Origin of the sequence: Streptomyces sparsogenes subsp. cuspidosporus, from assembly GCF_039532705.1 — a bacterium.
In the GTDB taxonomy this organism is placed as follows: domain Bacteria; phylum Actinomycetota; class Actinomycetes; order Streptomycetales; family Streptomycetaceae; genus Streptomyces; species Streptomyces sparsogenes.
In genome coordinates this window covers 34611-53747 of record NZ_BAAASD010000026.1, presented here as the reverse complement: position 1 = coordinate 53747, position 19137 = coordinate 34611, and the positions used below count along the sequence as shown (strand labels likewise).

At 74.2% G+C, this 19137-nt stretch carries 14 protein-coding genes and 3 pseudogenes; 9 read left to right on the top strand and 8 right to left on the bottom strand.

Features of this window, described 5'->3' with window-relative positions:
• Nucleotides 1–64: 64 nt before the first annotated feature.
• The 3 genes and pseudogenes from ABFY07_RS26575 to ABFY07_RS26565 form a co-directional block, all read left to right on the top strand.
• Nucleotides 65–1225 (top strand): XdhC family protein, encoded by a 1161-nt coding sequence (locus ABFY07_RS26575; RefSeq protein ID WP_346176898.1) that lies wholly within the window; start codon nt 65–67, stop codon nt 1223–1225.
• 156 nt (nt 1226–1381) lie between these two features.
• Nucleotides 1382–1843: pseudogene (locus ABFY07_RS26570) on the top strand (glycoside hydrolase family 6 protein); the annotation flags it as partial.
• Nucleotides 1844–2431: 588 nt separating this feature from the next.
• Nucleotides 2432–3088 (top strand): annotated as a pseudogene (locus ABFY07_RS26565) (glycoside hydrolase family 6 protein); the annotation flags it as partial.
• 7 nt (nt 3089–3095) lie between these two features.
• Here the strand turns inward: ABFY07_RS26565 and ABFY07_RS26560 are convergent.
• The 3 genes from ABFY07_RS26560 to ABFY07_RS26550 all read right to left on the bottom strand — a co-directional run bounded on the left by ABFY07_RS26560 (nt 3096) and on the right by ABFY07_RS26550 (nt 6071).
• Nucleotides 3096–3491, bottom strand: a complete 396-nt coding sequence (locus ABFY07_RS26560; RefSeq protein ID WP_065965633.1) for a tautomerase family protein — start codon at nt 3489–3491, stop codon at nt 3096–3098.
• 207 nt (nt 3492–3698) lie between these two features.
• Nucleotides 3699–4925 carry an MFS transporter gene (locus tag ABFY07_RS26555; protein ID WP_428837013.1) on the bottom strand — a complete coding sequence of 409 codons (1227 nt, stop codon included), beginning with the start codon at nt 4923–4925 and terminating at the stop codon, nt 3699–3701.
• Nucleotides 4926–5183: 258 nt separating this feature from the next.
• Entirely contained in the window at nt 5184–6071 is an 888-nt protein-coding gene (locus ABFY07_RS26550) for a phosphatidylinositol-specific phospholipase C (protein ID WP_346176896.1), read from the bottom strand.
• A 192-nt stretch (nt 6072–6263) separates the two neighbouring features.
• Between ABFY07_RS26550 and ABFY07_RS26545 the strand changes: the two genes are divergently transcribed.
• Entirely contained in the window at nt 6264–7379 is a 1116-nt protein-coding gene (locus ABFY07_RS26545) for a winged helix DNA-binding domain-containing protein (RefSeq protein WP_346176895.1), read from the top strand.
• 106 nt (nt 7380–7485) lie between these two features.
• Here the strand turns inward: ABFY07_RS26545 and ABFY07_RS26540 are convergent, their stop codons facing one another.
• Entirely contained in the window at nt 7486–8679 is a 1194-nt protein-coding gene (locus tag ABFY07_RS26540; protein ID WP_346176894.1) for a magnesium and cobalt transport protein CorA, read from the bottom strand.
• Nucleotides 8680–8907: 228 nt separating this feature from the next.
• Complete coding sequence (locus ABFY07_RS26535; protein WP_428837010.1) at nt 8908–9750, bottom strand: helix-turn-helix transcriptional regulator; 843 nt, start codon at nt 9748–9750, stop codon at nt 8908–8910.
• A 100-nt stretch (nt 9751–9850) separates the two neighbouring features.
• Between ABFY07_RS26535 and ABFY07_RS26530 the strand changes: the two genes are divergently transcribed.
• The 3 genes from ABFY07_RS26530 (at nt 9851) to ABFY07_RS26520 (ending at nt 15437) form a co-directional block, all read left to right on the top strand.
• Complete coding sequence (locus ABFY07_RS26530; RefSeq protein ID WP_346176893.1) at nt 9851–11557, top strand: AMP-binding protein; 1707 nt, start codon at nt 9851–9853, stop codon at nt 11555–11557.
• Between the two features lie 37 nt (nt 11558–11594).
• Complete coding sequence (locus ABFY07_RS26525; RefSeq protein WP_346176892.1) at nt 11595–13415, top strand: AMP-binding protein; 1821 nt, start codon at nt 11595–11597, stop codon at nt 13413–13415.
• 114 nt (nt 13416–13529) lie between these two features.
• Nucleotides 13530–15437, top strand: a complete 1908-nt coding sequence (locus ABFY07_RS26520) for a hypothetical protein (RefSeq protein WP_346176891.1) — start codon at nt 13530–13532, stop codon at nt 15435–15437.
• On the opposite strand, the gene ABFY07_RS26515 is transcribed toward ABFY07_RS26520, so the two are convergent.
• Together ABFY07_RS26515 and ABFY07_RS26510 are read right to left on the bottom strand one after the other, a co-directional pair.
• Nucleotides 15409–16359, bottom strand: coding sequence for an alpha/beta fold hydrolase (locus ABFY07_RS26515; protein WP_346176890.1), 951 nt, complete (start codon nt 16357–16359; stop codon nt 15409–15411). The genes ABFY07_RS26520 and ABFY07_RS26515 overlap by 29 nt on opposite strands.
• 239 nt (nt 16360–16598) lie before the next feature.
• Nucleotides 16599–17297: a hypothetical protein gene (locus tag ABFY07_RS26510; protein ID WP_346176889.1), complete on the bottom strand. Its 699-nt coding sequence runs from the start codon at nt 17295–17297 to the stop codon at nt 16599–16601.
• Between the two features lie 188 nt (nt 17298–17485).
• Between ABFY07_RS26510 and ABFY07_RS26505 the strand changes: the two are divergent.
• Nucleotides 17486–17725: pseudogene (locus tag ABFY07_RS26505) on the top strand (hypothetical protein); the annotation flags it as partial.
• A 98-nt stretch (nt 17726–17823) separates the two neighbouring features.
• Nucleotides 17824–18249 carry a helix-turn-helix domain-containing protein gene (locus tag ABFY07_RS26500; protein WP_065965642.1) on the top strand — a complete coding sequence of 142 codons (426 nt, stop codon included), beginning with the start codon at nt 17824–17826 and terminating at the stop codon, nt 18247–18249.
• 43 nt (nt 18250–18292) lie between these two features.
• On the opposite strand, the gene ABFY07_RS26495 is transcribed toward ABFY07_RS26500, so the two are convergent.
• Nucleotides 18293–19099, bottom strand: a complete 807-nt coding sequence (locus ABFY07_RS26495) for an SDR family oxidoreductase (protein ID WP_428837009.1) — start codon at nt 19097–19099, stop codon at nt 18293–18295.
• Nucleotides 19100–19137 lie beyond the last annotated feature (38 nt).

Here is a 19137-nt window from a genome sequence, read left to right as displayed (position 1 = left end):
AGAGGGCCCGCCCGCCGGCCCGTGCGTCCGCCCGCCCCCTCCGGCGACCAAGGAGCTGAGCACCATGCTGGACATCGCTGCCGAGCTGCACCGCTGGTGCGAGGAGGGGCGCGACTTCGCCGTCGCCACGGTCGTGTCCGTCGGCGGCAGCGCGCCCCGGCAGCCGGGCGCCGCGCTGGCCGTGGACGCCGCGGGGACGGCGGTCGGCAGCGTGTCCGGCGGGTGTGTGGAGGGCGCGGTCTACGACCTGTGCCAGGACGCGCTGCGCACCGGGCGGGCCGTGCGGGAGAGCTTCGGCTACTCCGACGAGGACGCCTTCGCCGTGGGCCTGACCTGCGGCGGGATCATCGACATCCTGGTCACCCCGGTGCCCGCCGCCGACACCGGGCCGCGCCCCGCCCTCGCCGCCGCGCTGTCCGCCGCCGCCCACGGCCACCCGGCGGCGCTCGTGCGGATCGTGGAGGGGCCGGCCGGGCTGCTGGGCCGCGCGCTGCTGCTGCGCCCCGACGGCTCGTACGAAGGGAGCCTCGGCCCGGCCCTGGACCGGACGGCGGCGGACGAGGCCCATGCGCTTCTGGAGGCCGGGCGGACCGCCACCGTCACGGTCGGCGCGGACGGCGGCCGCTGCGGCGAGCCGCTCACCCTCCTCGTCGAGTCCGCCGTGCCCCCACCCCGGATGATCGTCTTCGGCGCGGTCGACTTCGCGGGCGCGCTGGTGCGGATCGGGAAGTTCCTCGGCTACCACGTGACGGTGTGCGACGCCCGGCCCGTCTTCGCGACCGCCCGGCGCTTCCCGGAGGCGGACGAGGTCGTCGTCGAGTGGCCGCACCGCTACCTGGACGCCACCGAGGCCGACGCCCGTACGGTCCTGTGCGTGCTCACCCACGACGCGAAGTTCGACATCCCGCTGCTGGAGCGGGCGCTGCGGCGGCCGCTCGCCTACGTCGGCGCGATGGGCTCGCGCCGCACCCACGAGGACCGGCTGCGGCGGCTGCGCGAGGCCGGGCTCGGCGACCGGGAACTGGCGCGGCTGCGCTCCCCGATCGGCCTGGACCTCGGCGCCCGCACCCCGGAGGAGACGGCCCTGTCCATCGCGAGCGAGATCGTCGCCACCCGGCGGGGCGGCAGCGGCACGCCCCTGACGGGGGCGCGGACCCCCATCCACCACGACGTTCCCGCGCCCCTGGGCCCGGGGCCGGCCGGCCCGATCGGCTCGGTCGCCTGACGGAACGCCACCCGTTGGTGGGGGAGCGGTTCGGCCACCCGGCGGACGTACGCGTTGCGGGGCTCCGGTTTCTGATTGAGCCTCAGAAATCGACCCCGAAACCGCCGCTCGAGGAGTGCGCACGTGCGTAGAAGACGGACGATCCCCACCAAGCCGATGGCCGTTCTGGCCGCGATCGCGCTGCCCTTGTCCAGCGCCGCCGCCGTGTACGCGGCAGTGCCCCGGGAGCCCCGGGCCGAGGCCTTGAACCGCCTCTACACCCCGCCGGCCGGGACGGCCCCCTACCGTCAGGTGACCCGGCTGGCCCGGCACGGCGACCGCGGCGCGGCCGCCGGGGTACTCGCGATGCTCCGCACGCCCCACGCGGTCTGGTACGGGGACGAGACCCCGGAGGAGGTCGAGCAACTGGTCCGCGCGACCACCCGGCGCGCCGCCCGGCGGGGCCGGGTCCCGGTCCTCGCGCTCTACAACGCCCCCGGCCGCGACTGCGGCAACTACTCGGCGGGCGGCGCGAAGGGCACCGCGGAGTACCGGGCGTGGATCGACGCCGTCGCCCGGGGCATCGGCAACCGCCGGGCCCTCATCGTCCTGGAGCCCGACTCACTCGCCCTGCTGCCCTCCGACTGCGACCGCGCGGGCGGCGCGGCCGGCGGGCACCACGAGGAGGCCCGGGACGAATTCCCGGGGGAGCGGGAGGGCGCGGCGGGGGCCGGCGAGGGACTCGACGGCGGTGTCGACGGGGGTGTCGAGGGCGATGTGGACGGCGATGTCCTCGACAGCGAGCTGTTCGCGGGCGGGGCCGGGGTGCTCGGCGGCGCGCTGGCACACGCCGAAGCGCAGGCCCGAGCGGAGGCCGAGGCGCGGCTCGCGGCACAAGCGGCCCCGCCGGTCGGCACGGGCCTGCCCGCGGACGTGCGGGCCGGGGGCCCCGGGGGCGCGCGGGCCGACGTCGGCGCCGACACCGGTACCGGCACGGACAACACCGTCACCGACTCGCCGGGCGGCCGCCCCGCCGGCCAACCCGCCGGGCAGCACGCCGGCCAACCCGCCGAGCAGCACGCCGAGCAACCCGCCGGGCAGCACGCCGACCCGCACATGGGCCGGCCCGCGGCCGACGGCACCGTGAAGCCCACGCAACCCGCGCGACCCGCCCAGCCCGCCCAGCCCACGGTTCGGCCCGCGCCCACCCCCGCCGAGCTGAGGGCCCGTACCGCCGCCCGCTACGCGGAGATCCACTACGCGGTCGACACCCTCGAACCGCTGCCCGGTGCCAAGGTCTACCTGGACGCCGGACACGCGGGCTGGCACTCCGTCACCGGCATCGTGGGCCGCCTGCTCCACGCGGGCGTGGACCACGCGACCGGCTTCGCGATCAATGTCTCCCACTACCAGACCGACGAGGACAACGCCTGGTACGGCCGGCTCATCTCCTCCTGCCTGGCCTACGTGGCCGACGGCGGCGACATCATGGACTGCCCCGACCAGCGGTGGCCGCGGCTGCGCGCCGAGCGGTGGCTGGAGATCCATGTGCTCGACGAGCCGGAGGAGATGAAGCACTTCGTCACCGACACCAGCCGCAACGGCCGCGGTCCGTGGACGCCCCGGGCCGGCAGCCACGCCGACCCCCAGCCCTGGTGCAACCCTCCCGGCCGCGGCCTGGGGATCCGTCCCACCACCAGGACGGGCGATCCGCTGCACGACGCCGCGCTGTGGGTGAAGACCCCGGGCGAGTCGGACGGTCAGTGCCTGCGCGGCACGGCGGGCCCCCGGGACCCGGAGCGCGGGACGGTCGACCCGGAGGCGGGCCAGTGGTTCCCCGAACAGGCCCTGGAACTGGTCCGCTTCGCCCGCCCCTCGCTGTGACCGTACGTCAGGACGCCGCGGGCGCGACCAGCACGCCACCGATGCCGCTGCGGCCCGCCGGCGTGCCCACCAGTTCCACGCTCACACCGGAACGGACGCGTTCGCCGAACACGGCGACCACCGCGTCCGTGACCTCGGAGATCAGCCGGGCCACGATCTCCTCCGCGTCCGGTCGGCTGAAGGCGGCCTCTTTGATGCCGAACGTCACGCTCGGCGCCGGCGCCTCCGCCGGCTTGCCGCCGATGCCCCAGCGGCCCGCCGGCAGACCGATCAGGCGCACGTCCACGATGTCCCGCGCCCACTCCCCGTAGACCGCGACCACCGCGTCGGTCAGGGCTTCGATCAGGTCGGTCTCCCGGCCGGCGAGGTCGCTCTCGAGGACGTGAACGGTCAGATGCGGCATGACACCAACCCCAGGTGATAGCTTTGAAAGTAAATAATATTTGCAAGCAAAGCTAAATCGCCGGGTTGACCATGTCAACCCGGCGATTCCCGGTGTCACCCGGCGCGCCTCACCCGGCGCGCCTCACCCGGCGCGCCTCACCCGGCGCGCCTCACCCGGCGCGCCTCACCCGGCGCGCCTCACCCGGCGCGGCTCACCCGGCACGCGTCAGTCGGACGTACGGGCCGGGCGCCGGCCGGCGCCGCGGCGCTCGGTGGTCCAGTACAGGAGGGCGAGGAGCGGCAGGGCCGCGCCGAGGACGGTGACCGTGCTCCAGCCGCCGGCGCGGTAGGCGAGCGAGCCGAGCTGCGAGCCGAGCGCGCCGCCGATGAAGAAGGTGGCGATGAAGGCCGAGTTGAGCCGGGCCCGGGCGTTGGGGTCGAGCTGGTAGATGGTGTGCTGCCCGAGGATGAGGGTGGTCTGCACGGCCATGTCGACGAGGACGGCGGCGAGCGCCAGCAGCACCACGCTGTGCTGACCGAAGCCCGCGACGGCGAAGGCCACCGCGGCGACGGCGAAGGCGACGCCGGTCATGGGGCGGACGAGCTCGCGGTCGGCCCAGTGGCCGGCGAGCGGGGCGACGGCCGCCCCGGCGGCTCCGACGAGGGCGAAGACGCCGACGCCCACGGGGGAGTAGTGGAAGTGCGGCCCGGTGAGGACGTACGAGACGGTGGTCCAGAAGGCGCTGAACGCGCCGAACATCGCGGCCTGGTACAGGCCCCGGCGCAGCAGCGCCGGGTGGGTGCGCACCAGCGCGACGGTGGAGCGCAGCACGTGGTGGTACGGCACGGAGGTGGTGGGCGCGTGCTGGGGCAGCGCCGCCCGCAGGGCCAGGGCCAGGGCGGCCATCAGCACGGCGGAGCCCAGGTAGACGACGCGCCAGCCCGCGATGTCGGACACCAGGCTGCTGACGGTGCGGGACAGCAGGATCCCGGTGAGCAGACCGCTCATCACCCGCCCCACGATCCGCCCGCGGGCGTGGTCGGGGGCCAGGCTCGCGGCGAACGGCACGAGGATCTGGGCCACCACGGAGGTGGCGCCGCTGATCAGCGAGGCGGCCAGCAGCATGGGGAAGCTGGTCGCCAGCCCGGCCGCCACCAGGGAGAGGGTGGTGATGGTCAGCAGCGCGGTGATCAGCCCGCGCTTCTCCAGCCGGTCGCCGAGCGGGACCAGGAAGAGCATGCCGATCACATAGCCGACCTGGGTGAGGGTGATCAGGGCGCCCGCGGTGGCGGTGCTGATGTGGAAGACGTCACGCAGGGACGACAGCAGGGGCTGCGCGTAGTACAGGTTGGCGACCGTCATGCCGGAGGCGACGGCCAGCAGCGCGATCAGCCAGCCCGGTACGCCATGGGGAGCCAGGCGGCCGTCGGCGGCGCGCGGTGATGTGCGCAGAGCGGTTGACTGGGACACGGGACCTTCTTCGGGGAGCGAGCCGGGGGCCGGCTCGGGGGATGCCTGGTGGATCGAGCGTCTTTCTTGCTGCTTTCACCTGGCATCAAGCGCGCGGCGGGTCCCGTTCTTCCGCAGCCGTGGCGATGGTCGTCGATAATGGTTATCTCCGCCGGAGATGAGCGACCGCAGACCGCACCCGCATTCTTGGCGGGTGCGGGTGCGGGTGCGGGTGCGGGTGCGGGTGCGCGGTGGGCCGGGTCAGGCCGCCGGGTTGTGCCGGATGAGGGTGTCGACGAGCCCGGACACGGTGTTCGGGAAGTCCATCGGCACCACGCCCAGACCGGTCCAGCCGCTGGCCTCGGAGCTCTGCAGGAAGCTCTTGACCTGCGGGTTCAGCCGGTCCGCGTTGGAGCGGGGCGGGAGCAGGGCGGCGGTCGAGACGTAGTTGAGGAACAGCTTGCCGGGCTGGGTGGCGGCCTTGCGGAACTGGGCCTGGATCTTCGGCCACTTGCCGAACGGCTCCGCCATGTAGTCGTCCTGGATGTCGAAGAGCCGCGCGTCGGCGTACCGCACCCCCGGCATGTTGTCGGAGTCGGCGAGCAGGACGACCCTGCCGCGGGCCTCGCCCAGGGTCGGGAGCGTGGCGTCGAGGCGGAACAGCGGTCGCCAGCCCTTGCCGTCCAGGTAGGTGTCGAAGATGCGGCGGAACTCCGCGGCGCTCTCCTCGGAGTACTCCTGCTTGACGCGCATGAGCACGGTCTCGGAGGGGTGCGCGGTCAGGAAGGAGCGGCAGGCGGTGAGGACGTCGTCGAAGTTGAGGTGCTGGTAGAAGGCGCCGTGGTGGATGGGGAAGGCGCCCTCGAAGGCGCGGCAGCGGATGTCGAGGAAGCGTATGCCGCTGTTCAGCTGGTCGGCGATGGTGGTGTTCTGGCACTCCGTCCAGGGGCCGCCGTAGCGGGCGCCGGAGTCATGGGTGCCCGGCAGCGTCAGCCGCTGGACGGGGGTGGCGTCCGCGATGCCCGACAGCCAGTCCTGGGTGGTGAGCACCCTCGGTGCCGCGGTGGCCGTGGCCGCCCGGCCCGCGGTGGAGAACAGCCCCGCCGCGGACACCGCGGCCGCGCCTCTGAGAAACCCTCGCCGGTCCATGCGTCGTCTCCCGTCGCTGTGGTGTGAGTCGCCGGAGGGCATCGAAGCACAACGCGCGCCGGGAAAAAGCCAGTTGTGCCCTCCCGTGCCGCCCGGCGCGGCTCCGGGGGCGAAGGGAGGGAAGGGAGGGAGGGAAGGGAGAGGGGCGGCTGAGGACAGAAGCTGACCGCAAGGCGACCTACTGTGAGCGGCATGACGAACGACGTGCTCGGCCCGCGAGCCCTCAACCGGGCCCTGCTCCAGCGCCAACTGCTGCTGGACCGCTCCCCGTCCCTCAGCGCGCCCGAGGTGATCGAGCGGCTGGTCGGCATGCAGTCCCAGGCGCCCGGGGCCCCGTACATCGGCCTGTGGACGCGCCTGGAGGGCTTCGACTTCGAGGAGCTGTCCCGGCTGACACGCGAGCGGGAGGTCGTCCGGTTGGTGCTGATGCGCGGCACCGTGCACCTCGTCACCGCGGCCGACGCGCTGCGGCTGCGGCCGCTCGTCCAGCCCATGCTCGACAAGCAGTTCCGCGGCACCCCCTTCGCCCGCCTGCTGCCCGGCGCGGCGCGGGAGGAGCTGGTGAAGACCGTCCGCGAGCTGCTCGCGGACGGCGCGCTCGGCCCGGCCGAGCTGCGCGCCGAGCTCGGCCCCCGGTGGCCGGACGCGGATCCCGGCGCGCTGGTCGACGCGGTGCGGCTGTGGGCGCCGCTGGTGCAGGTGCCGCCGCGCGGGCTGTGGGGGAAGAGCGGCGGGCCCCGGTACGCGACCGTCGAGGACTGGCTGGGCCGGCCGATGGACGCCGACCCCTCCCCGGACGCGATGGTGCTGCGCTATCTCGCCGCCTTCGGGCCCGCCGCCGTCGCGGACATGCAGAAGTGGTGCGGGCTGACCGGGCTGCGCGAGGTGGTCGAGCGGCTGGGGCCCCGCCTGCGGAGGTACCGGGACGAGAGCGGGCGCGTGCTGTACGACCCGGCGGACGCGTCGCTCCCCGACCCCGAGACCCCCGTCCCGGCCCGCCTGGTCGCCGACTTCGACAACCTGCTGCTCTCGCACGCCGACCGGGCCCGCATCCTCGCCGACGGCTACCGGCGGCGGGTGATGGGCGACAACGGCGTCGTGCGCGGCACCATCCTGGTGGACGGCTTCGTCGCCGGGATATGGAAGACCGAGCGCGCCCGCGGCGCGGCGGTGCTGCGCGTGACCCCGTTCACACGGCTGGGCGCCGCCGACCGGGAGGCCCTGGAGGCCGAGGGCACGCGGCTGCTCGCGGTGACCGACCCCGAGGCGGGGGAGCGGGAGGTGCGGTTCGACCCGGTGGCCGAATGATCAGATCCGGGCCTGTTCTGATCCGGGCCGATCGGATCTGATCAAAATAGTGTGCCAAGCGGCGCTGGCCGTCGTGCCGTACCCCCCACCATTCGGGCGCCGGCGGTCAGAGCCAGTCGCGCCGCTTGAACACCACGTACAGGCTCACGCAGACCACGGCCATCAGCAGGATCGCGAAGGGGTAGCCGAAGACCCAGTGCAGCTCCGGCATGTGGGTGAAGTTCATCCCGTAGATGGTGCCGACCAGCGTGGGGGCGAAGAGGATGGCCGCCCAGGCGGAGATCTTCTTGACCTCCTCGTTCTGCTCGAAGCCCGCCTCGGCCAGCGCCCGCATCTCCGCGTTCTGCTGCTGGGTGACCAGGGTGGCGTTGACCGCGAGGATGTCGGTCAGGGCCGAGCGGAAGCCGTCCACGCGCTCGCTGGTGTGGGTGACGTGGTCGGCCACATCGCGCAGATAGCGCTGCAGCTCCTCGTCGGTGCCGTACTTGTCGAACCCGGCCATCAGCCCGTGCAACATCCCCACCAGCGGGCGGGTCGCGCGCTGGAACTCCACCATCTCGCGGGAGAGTTCGTAGATGCGGCGGGACACCTCGGGGTCGCCGCGGAACACCTCGGTCTCGATCTCGTCGATGTCGTTCTGCACGCCCGCGACCACCGGGGCGTACCCGTCCACCACCGAGTCCAGGATCGCGTACAGCACCGCCTCCGGGCCGAGCGCCAGCAGCTCGGGCGTGGCCTCCATGCGGCGGCGCACCGCGGACAGGTCGGGGGCGGCGCCGTGCCGGACCGTGATCACGAAATCGGGGCCGACGAAGACGTGCAGCTCGCCGAAGTCGACCTCCTCGGGCGCGTCGAGGTAGCGGGCCGCGCGCAGCACCACGAACAGCGTGTCGCCGTAGCGCTCCAGCTTGGGCCGCTGGTGGGCCTCCATCGCGTCCTCGATGGCCAGCTTGTGCAGGTCGAACTCGTCCGCGAGCGAGAGCAGCTCCGCCTCGCTGGGCCGCAGCAGTCCGATCCAGGCCATGGCCCCCGGCTCCTCGCGCAGCCGGCGGTAGGTGGCGGCCAGCGTGCCGGGCGTGCCGACCCGGCGCCCGTCCCGGTAGACCGCGGCGTCGACCACGCTGCGCTCGTCCTCCGCCGCCACCCGGGCGCCCGGGGCGGCGTCGCGCGGCTCGGCGCCCGGCGGCTCGGCCGGGCCCGCCCCGGGCCGGGGCGCGCCTGAGCCGCCACGGCCCGGGGCGGGACGCAGCCAGGAGGGCTTCCGCGGGGTGCGCGGGGACCGGGAACGATGCTCTGACATGGAGGGATCCTCACGAGTAGCAGGCGCGGGGGGCGGGCAGCCGGGCACACCGCGGGCGCACTGACCTCAAGGCAGGATATACACCCCAAATGTCCGGGACCCGCCCGGGTCGCCGGGAGCCGCGCCCCGCCACGCCCCTGCGCGGGGCTACGGCAGCAGCCCCGCACTACATCCACCCCACCCCGTCGCGCCCCGCCCCGCCCCGCCGCGTCACCCCCCGCCGAGTGGCTACGGCAGCAGCCCCGCCCGCCGCGCCTCCACCACCGCGTGCAGCCGGGTGTGCGCCCCCAACTTCCGCATGGACGAGCGCAGATAGCTCTTCACCGTCTCCGGCCGCAGCCCCAGCCGGTCCGCGGCCGCCGAGTTCGTGGCCCCCGACGCCACGCACGCCAGCACGTCCACCTCGCGCGGCGACAGCTCCACCCCCGGCCGGGCCGGCGCGTCCCCCGCGCCGCCGGCGGAGGCCCTGGCCAGCCGCCCGCAGGCGCTGAGGATCCGCTCCCGCAGCTGTGGATCGGCGACCTGCTGGGCCAGCGCCCGCAGGTCGCCGTGCGCCTCGCGCACCTCTTCCCACAGCGCCGGATCCGCCTCGGGCGGCTGCTGCGCCACGGTCAGCAGCCGCTGCGACTCGTCCTGCACCGCCAGCGACTGCTCCAGCTCGCGGGCCGCCTCCATCGCCGCGTTCAGCGCCCGGTCGCCGAGGGCGATCGGCTGGCGCAGCGCCCCGTACAGCACCCCGCGCACCCGGCCGCGCACCACCACCGGCACCGCCAGTATCGAGCGCAGGCCCTCGGCGCCGACCGCCGCGTCGTACTCGTGGCTGATCGCCCGCGAGGTCGGGTAGTCGGACACCGAGATCGGCCGGGACATGGTGATCACCTTGCCGCCCAGGCCGTTGCCGGGGGTGATGGCGAGCCCGCGCAGGGAGTTCGTGGTGGTGCCGGTCAGCTCGGAGATGCGGAACTGCCGCGCGCCGGAGAACAGCCCGCCGAACGCGACGGGCAGCCCGCCGCGCCGCCGCATCCGCAGCAGGGCCGTCCGCACATCCACCGCCCGGTCCGATTCCGCCACGGCCACCTCCCCGAAATGCCACCACCCCCGTCCGGGGGTGGTGAGACCCAGATCACCCGTCGCACGATGCTAGCGAGCAGCACGGCAATCAGGAGGAGATGTGACAGCAAACGGCCGGACCCAGGGTTTCCGGGCAGCCCGGGACTTCCTCCTGGCGCATCGCGACGACTACACAGCGGCGTACGAGGGTTTCAGATGGCCGCGTCCCGCCGAGTTCAACTGGGCACTGGACTGGTTCGACCGGATCGCGCGGGGGAACGACCGTACCGCCCTGCACATCGTCGAGGAAGACGGCCTCGAGACGCGGATCAGCTTCGAGGAGATGCGCCGCCGCTCCGACCGGGCCGCGCTCTGGCTGCGCGCCCAGGGGGTGCGGGCGGGGGACCGCATCGTGGTCATGCTCGGCAACCAGGCCGAGCTGTGGGAGACGGCGCTGGCGGCCATGAAGCTGCGGGCCGTCGTCATCCCCGCCACCCCGCTGCTGGGTCCGCTGGACCTCGCCGACCGGGTGGAGCGCGGCCGGGCCGCGCATGTGATCGTGCGGGCCGGGGACGCGGCCAAGTTCGCCGAGGTGCCGGGGGACTACACGCGCATCGCGGTGGGCGGCGCCCCGGAGGGCTGGCTGGCCTACGAGGACGCGGGCACCGGCCTCGGCACGGAGGCGCCCGGTGCACCGGACCCGGTCTTCGTGCCGGACGGCCCGACCCTGGCCGACGACCCCCTGATGCTCTACTTCACCTCGGGCACCACCGCCCGCCCCAAACTGGTCCAGCACACCCACACCACGTACCCCATCGGCCATCTGTCGACGATGTACTGGATCGGGCTGATCCCGGGCGACGTGCACCTCAACATCTCCTCCCCGGGCTGGGCGAAGCACGCCTGGTCCAACCTCTTCGCCCCCTGGAACGCCGAGGCGACCGTGTTCGTGTACAACTACACGCGCTTCGACGCCGCCCGCCTCATGGCCGAGATGGACCGCTGCGCGGTGACCACCTTCTGCGCTCCGCCGACCGTGTGGCGGATGCTCATCCAGGCCGACCTGACCCAGCTGCACACCCCGCCCCGGGAGGCGGTGGCGGCCGGTGAGCCGCTGAACCCGGAGGTCATCGAGCATGTGCGGCGCGCCTGGGGGGTGACCATCAGGGACGGCTTCGGCCAGACCGAGACCTCCGTCCAGGTCGCCAACACCCCGGGGCAGCCGCTCAAGACCGGCTCGATGGGCCGCCCGAGCCCCGGCTTCGCGGTCACCCTGCTGGACCCGGTCACCGGGCAGCCGGGCGACGAGGGCGAGATCTGCCTCGACCTGTCGGGCCCCTCGGGCCGCCCGGTCGGCCTGATGACGGGGTACGAGGGCGACGAGGAGCGCACCGCCGAGGTGACGGCGGGCGGCTACTACCGCACCGGCGACATCGGAGCGCGCGACGCGGACGGCTACATCACCTACGTCGGCCGCGCCGACGACGTCTTCAAGGCCTCCGACTACAAGATCTCCCCGTTCGAGCTGGAGAGCGCCCTTCTGGAGCACGAGGCGGTCGCCGAGGCGGCCGTGGTCCCGGCGCCCGACCCGCTGCGGCTGGCCGTGCCGAAGGCGTATGTCGTGCTGGCCGAGGGGTGGGAGCCGGGGCCGGAGACGGCCAAGGTCCTGTTCGCCCACTCCCGGGCGGTCCTTGCCCCCTACAAGCGTGTTCGTCGACTGGAATTCGCGGAACTTCCCAAGACCGTCTCCGGCAAAATCCGCCGTATAGAGCTACGCGAGCGCACCCTGCGCGGCGATGGTGTCGAGTTTCATGAGGAGACCTCATGACCGACCCGCACTCACCACGCGATCACGAGGAGTACTCATGACGGACCGCCCGGCCGACCCCTCAGGCCCATCGGGCTCATCCGGCCCGCAGGACCCGGCTGACACCGCCGCCCCCACAGACCCCTCCGCTTCGACCCGGGCCACCGGTTCGACCGGGACCGCCGCCTCCGCCGGGGCCGCCGCGCCGGCGCCCGCCCTGGCGTACGCGAGCGGGGCCGGCGAGGTCCCGCTGCTCGGCGACACCATCGGCGCCAACCTGGCCCGCGCCATCGAGCGGTTCGGGGAGCGCGAGGCTCTTGTCGACATCCCCAGCGGCCGCCGCTGGACCTACACCGAGTTCGGCCGGGCCGTCGAGGAGGTCGCGCTCGGGCTGATGGCCAAGGGCGTCGGCAAGGGCGACCGGGTCGGGATCTGGGCGGTCAACTGCGCCGAGTGGGTGCTGGTGCAGTACGCCACCGCCCGCATCGGCGCCATCATGGTCAACATCAACCCCGCCTACCGGGTCCACGAGCTGAAGCTCAGGCTCCGGCGGGCCGGCATCTCCGTCCTGATCTCCTCCACCGAGCACAGGACCAGCGACTACCGCCGCATGGTCGAACAGGTGCGCTCCGAGTGTCCCGCCCTGCGCGACGTCATCTACATCGGCGACCGCACCTGGGACGGGCTGATCCGCGCGGGCGCCGATGTGTCACGCGAGCGGCTGCTCGAGCGCGAGGCCCGGCTGTCCTGCGACGACCCGGTCAACATCCAGTACACCTCCGGCACGACCGGCCTCCCCAAGGGCGCCACGCTCTCCCACCACAACATCCTCAACAACGGTTACTCCGTCGGGGAGACGCTCGGCTACACCCCCCAGGACCGGGTCTGCCTGCCGGTCCCCTTCTCCCACTGCTTCGGCATGGTGACCGGCAACCTGGGCGCCACCAGTCACGGCGCCTGCATCGTCATCCCCGCCCCCACCTTCGACCCGGCCGCCACGCTGCGCGCCGTCGAGCAGGAGCGCTGCACCTCGCTGTACGGCGTCCCGACGATGTTCATCGCCGAACTCGGGCTGCCCGACTTCGACGCGTACGACCTCTCCTCCCTGCGCACCGGGATCATCGCCGGGGCCACCTGCCCGCCGGAGGTCATGCGGCGCGTGGTGGACGAGATGCACATGGCCGAGGTGTCGGCCTTCTACGGCATGACCGAGCTCTCGCCGGTGTCCATCCAGACCCGCCGCGACGACGACCTGCGCCACCGCACCGGCACGGTCGGCCGGGTGCTGCCGCACATCGAGATCAAGGTCGTGGACCCGGTGACCGGCGTGACGGTGCCCCGCGGCACCCGCGGCGAGCTGTGCACCCGCGGCTACTCGGTGATGCTCGGCTACTGGGAGGAGCCCGAGCGGACCGCCGAGGTGATCGACGCCGGGCGCTGGATGCACACCGGCGACCTCGCGGTGATGGACGAGGACGGCTACGTCCGGATCGTCGGCCGGATGAAGGACGTGATCGTCCGGGGCGGGGAGAACGTGTACCCGCGGGAGATCGAGGAGTTCCTGTACACCCATCCGAAGATCGCCGATGTGCAGGTCGTCGGCGTGCCGGACGAGAAGTACGGCGAGGAGATCCTGGCCTGCGTCATCCTGCGGGAGGGCGCCAGGTCGCTCAGCCGTGACGAGCTGGCCCGCTTCTGCCGGGGCCGCCTCGCGCACTACAAGGTGCCCCGCTATCTGCGCATCATGGAGGCCTTCCCGAGGACCGTCAGCGGCAAGGTCCGCAAGGTCGAGCTGCGCGAGGCGGGCATCGGGGACGCGGTCCGGCTGCGGGACGCCCGTACGGACGCCGCCGACACCCAGGCGGTTCCCCTGCGCTGACGCACCCTCGCGCCGATCCGCCCCCGCGCCGGGGTAACGGCCCGGCTGTCAGTGCCCCGTGGTGGAATCGTCCCCGGCACACAAGCGGTATGACGGGGCACCACGGGGGCACTGATGGCACGGCGTTCGGCACTGGCCGCGATCGACACCCTGCGCGGGCTCTCCCGGGGCGCCCCTCCGCCGCCCGCCGACGAAGGCGTGCTGCGCCTCCTGGCCGCCACGCACGTCACCTTCTGGCCCGGCGCCCGGTTCCCCGCATGGGTGCGCGACGCCTGGGCGGCCTGGGACGGCCGGGGGATCGCCGACCCGCTGCGGCCGGCGCCGGAGCCAGACCCCCACCGGGCGCTCAAGCGGCTCCGCGAGGACCACGTCTGGAGCGACAAGCTGGGCGTCAACGAAACGCTCCGCGGCGAGCTGGACACGGCCTGGCTCGCGGGCACGATCACCGGCCCGGACCTGCTCGCCGCCATCCCCGCCCGGTACACCATGCCGGTGGAGCACCGGTCCGCGTCCCCGGCCATGCACGGGCTGGAGCGGACGCTGCGCACCTTCCTGGCCGGCGCGCTCGGCGCCGACACGGACGCCTGGCTGCGGCTCGCGACCGCCGTGGAGGAGGTGCGCACCCTCCCCGGCGCCGACCGCGACGCCACCTGGCCCGACCTGCTGGCGCGCGCCGCCGGCACCCTTCCCGACCCGGCGCGGATCGTCCCGTACGGCAAGGTCACCGGCCGCGACCGGGAGAAGCTGCTGAGTTGGCGCGAGTGGACCTGGCCGGCCGGGGAGGTGCTGCGGCGGGCCCCCGACGCCAAGGTCCTGGACGCCCTCCTGCCGCTGCTGCCCGACCACACCGGATGGCTGCTCGCGCTGTACGTGGTCGCCCAGCGGAAGCCCGCGCCCCGGGCCGTCGTCGAGCATCTGATCGGGCGCGGCGACCGCGAGGCGCTGGTGATGCTGGCGGAGTGGCGGGATCTCGACCCGCCCACCCATCGCGCCCTGCGCGCCCACGGCGACCCCGAGGTCCACCTCGGCCTGCTCGCCCCGCACTTCTCCCTCGGCCCGGAGGAGGCCCGGCAGGTGCTGGACGGCTCGGTGCCGCTCGCCCCGTACGTGTCGCGCATCCCGGGCAACGCGTATCCCGACCTGCTGCACGCGGCCGAACCGGAGCTGATCGGGGCCGCGTTCGCCCACGACCACGGGCGGTTCAAGACCGCCGAGCAGCTCGTCGGCTGCCTGAACACGCTGCGGTGCGGCGGCCCCGGGGGCCTGTCCGCGCTGCTGGCCACCGGCCGGGTGGGCCCGGCCGTCACCAGGATGTGCCGGCAGGCCCTCGCCTCCGCCGACCCCCTCGCCACGCTGGAGGAGCGGGCGCGGCGCGAGCTGACGACGAAGAAGCTGGCGGGCCGGCTGCGCAAGGTCCGCACCACCTTGGGCTTCGCCGACACCGACCGGCTCGTCGCCCTCTTCCCGGACATCGACTGGGAGGAGCTGGAGGCCGAGCACGCCCGCGAGCCGTTCGCCTTCTGGCCGGCGGTGGTCGGCCATGCCGCGACCCCGTCCGCCGTCGCCGCGCGCCACGCCGACGCGATCCTCGGCGACCGGCGCGGCAGCCGCCGCCGGCGCCCCGCCCGGGACGCCGAGATCGCCCGCGGCATGGCCCGGCACGGCCTCGGCGCCGCCGACTGGCGGGCCATCACCCCGCGCGCCGACCGGCTGCTGGCCGACGGCCTGCTGACCGTCGATGACCTGGTCGCCCTCGCGGCCCCCGCCGACCGGATCCTCGGCTACCTCGGCAGCGCCCTCCGCCGCGCCGACGCCCCGGCCCCGGCCAGGGCCGCCGCCGAGCGGGTCGCCGGGCTGGTCGCCACCCACCTCGACGGCAGCGACGACCCGGACGCGGCCTGGCAGCGGGTGTACGCCCGCCTGGCCGGGCAGGACCCGCGGTGGCCACGGGCGAGCAGCATCGAGGCGACCCTCGAGCCCCTCGAGGAGTCCCTCACGAGCGCGAGCGCACCGCCGAGGTGAAGGAGCGCACCAGCCCGGCGACCTCCCGCGGGCACTCCAGGAGCATCGCGTGCGACGCGTCCAGCGTCCGCACGGTGAGGTGCGGGTGCGCGGCGGCCAGCTCGCCCAGGTCGCGGTCGAGCCCCTTGACGTACGCGGCCATCAGCTCGTCGAACCACGCCAGCTCGCCGCCCTGCGCCACCAGCCGGCCCGCCCGGACGACCAGCACCGGGCGGTCGAGGCGGCGGTAGACGGGGAAGAGGTCCACCTCGTTCATCCGGTCGAGCATGTCGAGGGCGCGCTGCCGCTCCGGCCGCAGATACAGCTGCCCGTCCGGGGTCTCGCCGAGCGCGCGCCGGACGCCCTCGTCGAGCACCTCGGGCGCGATGCCCAGCGCCTTCGCCATCGCCGCCTGCTGGGCGAGCACGGTGGTCTCCAGCGCCTCCGGCGGAAAGGTCCTGCCCATCGCGGCCTCGGAGAACCGGCGGGCGCGGGCCAGACCCTCGAGCACGGTCTCCCGGTCGAGGCCCACGTACTGCTCGGGGCGGCCCTGGCCGACGCCGTCGAGGTTGACGGCGGCGGGGGTGCGCGGGTGGGCCTCCGCGTACAGCGCGGCGACCATGCCGCCGAGGGAGTGGCCGACCGGTATGGCCTCGGGGATGCCGCAGGCGTCCAGCACGGCCTCGACGTCCTCCACCACGGCGGGGAACGTCCAGGGCGGGTCGCCGGGGCCGGAGCGGCCGTGGGCGCGCAGGTCCATCGAGACGACGCGGTGGTCGGTGGCGAGGTCGGCCGCGGCGACCGACCAGTCGGCGAGGGTGCGGGAGGCTCCGTGGAGCAGCAGCAGGGGGGTGCCGGTGCCGCCGTGGTCGCGTACGGCCAGCGTCAGGTCGCCGCGCTCGACGGTGAGCTCGACGGGGGAGTCAGGGGTGGGCGAGGGCATGGGGCATCGCTCCGTGGTGTCGTGGGACAAGGGGATCGACCGCCGAATGGGGTCGGCCACCACCGTAGGGCGTCGCACGGGCTCCAAGATCATCCTCCGAGGGGAGGCCCGAGGGCCCTCCGCCGGGTCATAATGAACAAGGGCCGAACGCGGAACACGCGTGAACGGCCGTGGAGCCGCGCCGCCTTGGATTCTTGTCGCCCCGGATCCCCGCCGCCTCCGATCCCCGCCGTCTTGGCTCACCGCTCGGCAGGGCCCACCCGGGTCAGCGAGTCCGCCGGATCGTTGACGGGCTGTGGGGTGCCGGTCAGATCCATGACGAACAGCGGGATGTGCAGCGCGTCGGCGCGCGCCCGCGCGTCCCTGGCATAGCCCGCGAGCGAGAAGAAGACGCCGGCGGCGGACTCGTTGAGCGCGGTCAGCCACAGGCACTCGACGTCGCGCAGCGAGGTGGGCCGGGTGGTCGGGTCCACCCGGGCGACCAGGCCCGGCCCGCACAGGTCCACGGACGCCGCCTTGCCCTCTGGCCTCCGCACCTCCCGGAAGCCCAGCCACGTCAGATACTGCGCGGCGGCGGTCACCGCGTCCCGCGCGGTACGGATCGTCACCGGCCGGAAGGCCGGGCGCGGCGCGGCCGGGGGCCGGTCCGCGGGGCGGTCCGTGGCCCGGTCCGCGGGCGCCGGCGCCACCGGCACGCGCACCAGCGCGCCGCACGCGCAGCCGAACTCCGGCTGGGGCCAGTGGCCCTGCAGGCCGCACATGGCGCAGGTGGCCACCACCCAGGTGTCCTCCCAGGTACGGTGTCCGATCTCCTGCGGGATGCCGTCGCGCAGCACGGGCAGGGTGAGCGGCGCCCCGCACGAGCACGGGTAGGTGGGCGGGGTGAACGACTGCTCGCGGCGGCAGGCGGGGCAGCGCACCGGCACGCTCTCTGTCATCTGCTCCTCCGAGGAGATCGCTCCGAGAGGTATCGGCCCATGCTCCATGAAGCGGGCGGCTCCCGGCAGCGAGTTGGGGGTTCCGTGCCCGGCGGGCCGACCGCCGTGTTAAGGCGCCGTGCCAAGGCCCTCGCCGGGCCCGGGGACGGCTGGTGACGCCCGCCACGCGGACGCAGTAGGTTGTCGGCGTGAGACTGAGGGTTGAGTTCACCACCGAGCCGTTCGACCTCGACGAGGTGCCCCCGCACGCGGTGGCGGCCCGCGGGATCGTGCAGGGTGCCGCGCTGGACTCCGTCGACGTCGGCCCGTTCGGCAACACGGCGGAGGGCCGGGCGGAGAGCGTGCTGGCCACCATCGACGAGCTGCTCCGCACCTCCTTGGCGGCGGGCGCCACCCGGGTCTCGCTCCAGGTGAACGTCATCGCGGACGCGGACGCGGAAGCGGACATGGACGGGGACACGGACACGGACGCGGATACCGACGCGGACGCGGCCGCGGCCCGGGGCGGGCCGGGGGAGGGGGGCAGGTGACCCCTCCCGCCGACGAGCCCTTCGTCACCGCCGTCAAGCCGCTGGTGGACGCCATAGGCGGCGAGCTGATCGCCCCGGACCGCGCCCAGGGCGACGACGTGGTCCTCTCCTGGGAGGGCCGGGCGGTCGTGGCCGTGCGCCTCCCTCACTTGTCCGCCTCGCTCGACCACATCCTCGCCGAGCTCCGCCGCCGCCACGGCGTTCCGCTGCGTGACCTGGACCGCAGAACCAAGCAGTCCGTCGTCCGCGTCCTCGAACAGCGCGGCGCGTTCTCGATGCGCCACGGCGTGGAGACGGTCGCCACCGCGCTCGGCGTCAGCCGCTTCACGGTCTACAACTACCTCAACCGCGAGAACGCCGAGCGGGCGGCCGGACCCGGCGCGGGTGGCCCGGAAGAGCGGGGTGGGGCGGGCGGCGCGTAGGGGGCAGTCCGCGCGGCCGGGCCTGGGGCGGCACCGGGGGTGTTCAGGCCAGGCCGCCGTTGCTGTGCAGCAGTTGGCCGTTGACCCAGCCGCCCCGTTCGGAGCACAGGAAGGTGACCAGGTTGGCGCAGTCCTGGGGCATTCCGAGGCGGCCCAGCGGGGTGGCGCGGGCGAGGTCGGCCTTCTGCTGCTCGGTCATCCAGCCGGTGTCCGTCGGCCCGGGGTTGACGGCGTTCGCGGTCACGCCGAGGTGGGCGAGCTCGCGGGCGGCGGCCAGGGTGATGCGGTCCATGGCCCCCTTGCTGGCTCCGTAGGGGAGGTTGCCCGCCGTGTGGTCGCTGGTCAGGCTGACGATGCGGCCGGTGCCCGGGGTGCCGCGGAACCTCAGCCCGTACTCCTTGATCAGCAGCCAGGTCGCCCGCGCGTTGACCGCGAAGTGCAGGTCGAAGCTCTCGAGGGAGGTGTTCAGCAGGCCCGAGTCGACGGATTCGCAGTGGCAGAGCACCAGGGCGGTGACCTGGCCCAGCTCCTTCTCGACCGCGTCGAACAGCTCCGCCGGGACGGACGGGTCGCTCAGGTCGGCCTCGATCGCCATCGAGCGCGCTCCGAGCCCGCCCAGCCGCTCGCGCAGCTCCCCGGCGGCCTCCGGCTGCTCTCCCCAGGGCATCCTGCGGTCGTACGGCGCCCAGTGGCTGAAGGCCACGTCCCAGCCGGTCTCCGCCAGGCCCAGGGCGACGGCCGCGGCGATGCCCTCCCGCCGGCCCGCCCCGGTGACCAGGGCCAGCGGACGCCCCGCGCCGGCCGTCTCCCGTCCGCTCACCGCGTGCGCCTCATCGCTCATGGGGCTCATCCTGCCCCGCCGTACAGCCGTCGGGCACGCTGATTTCC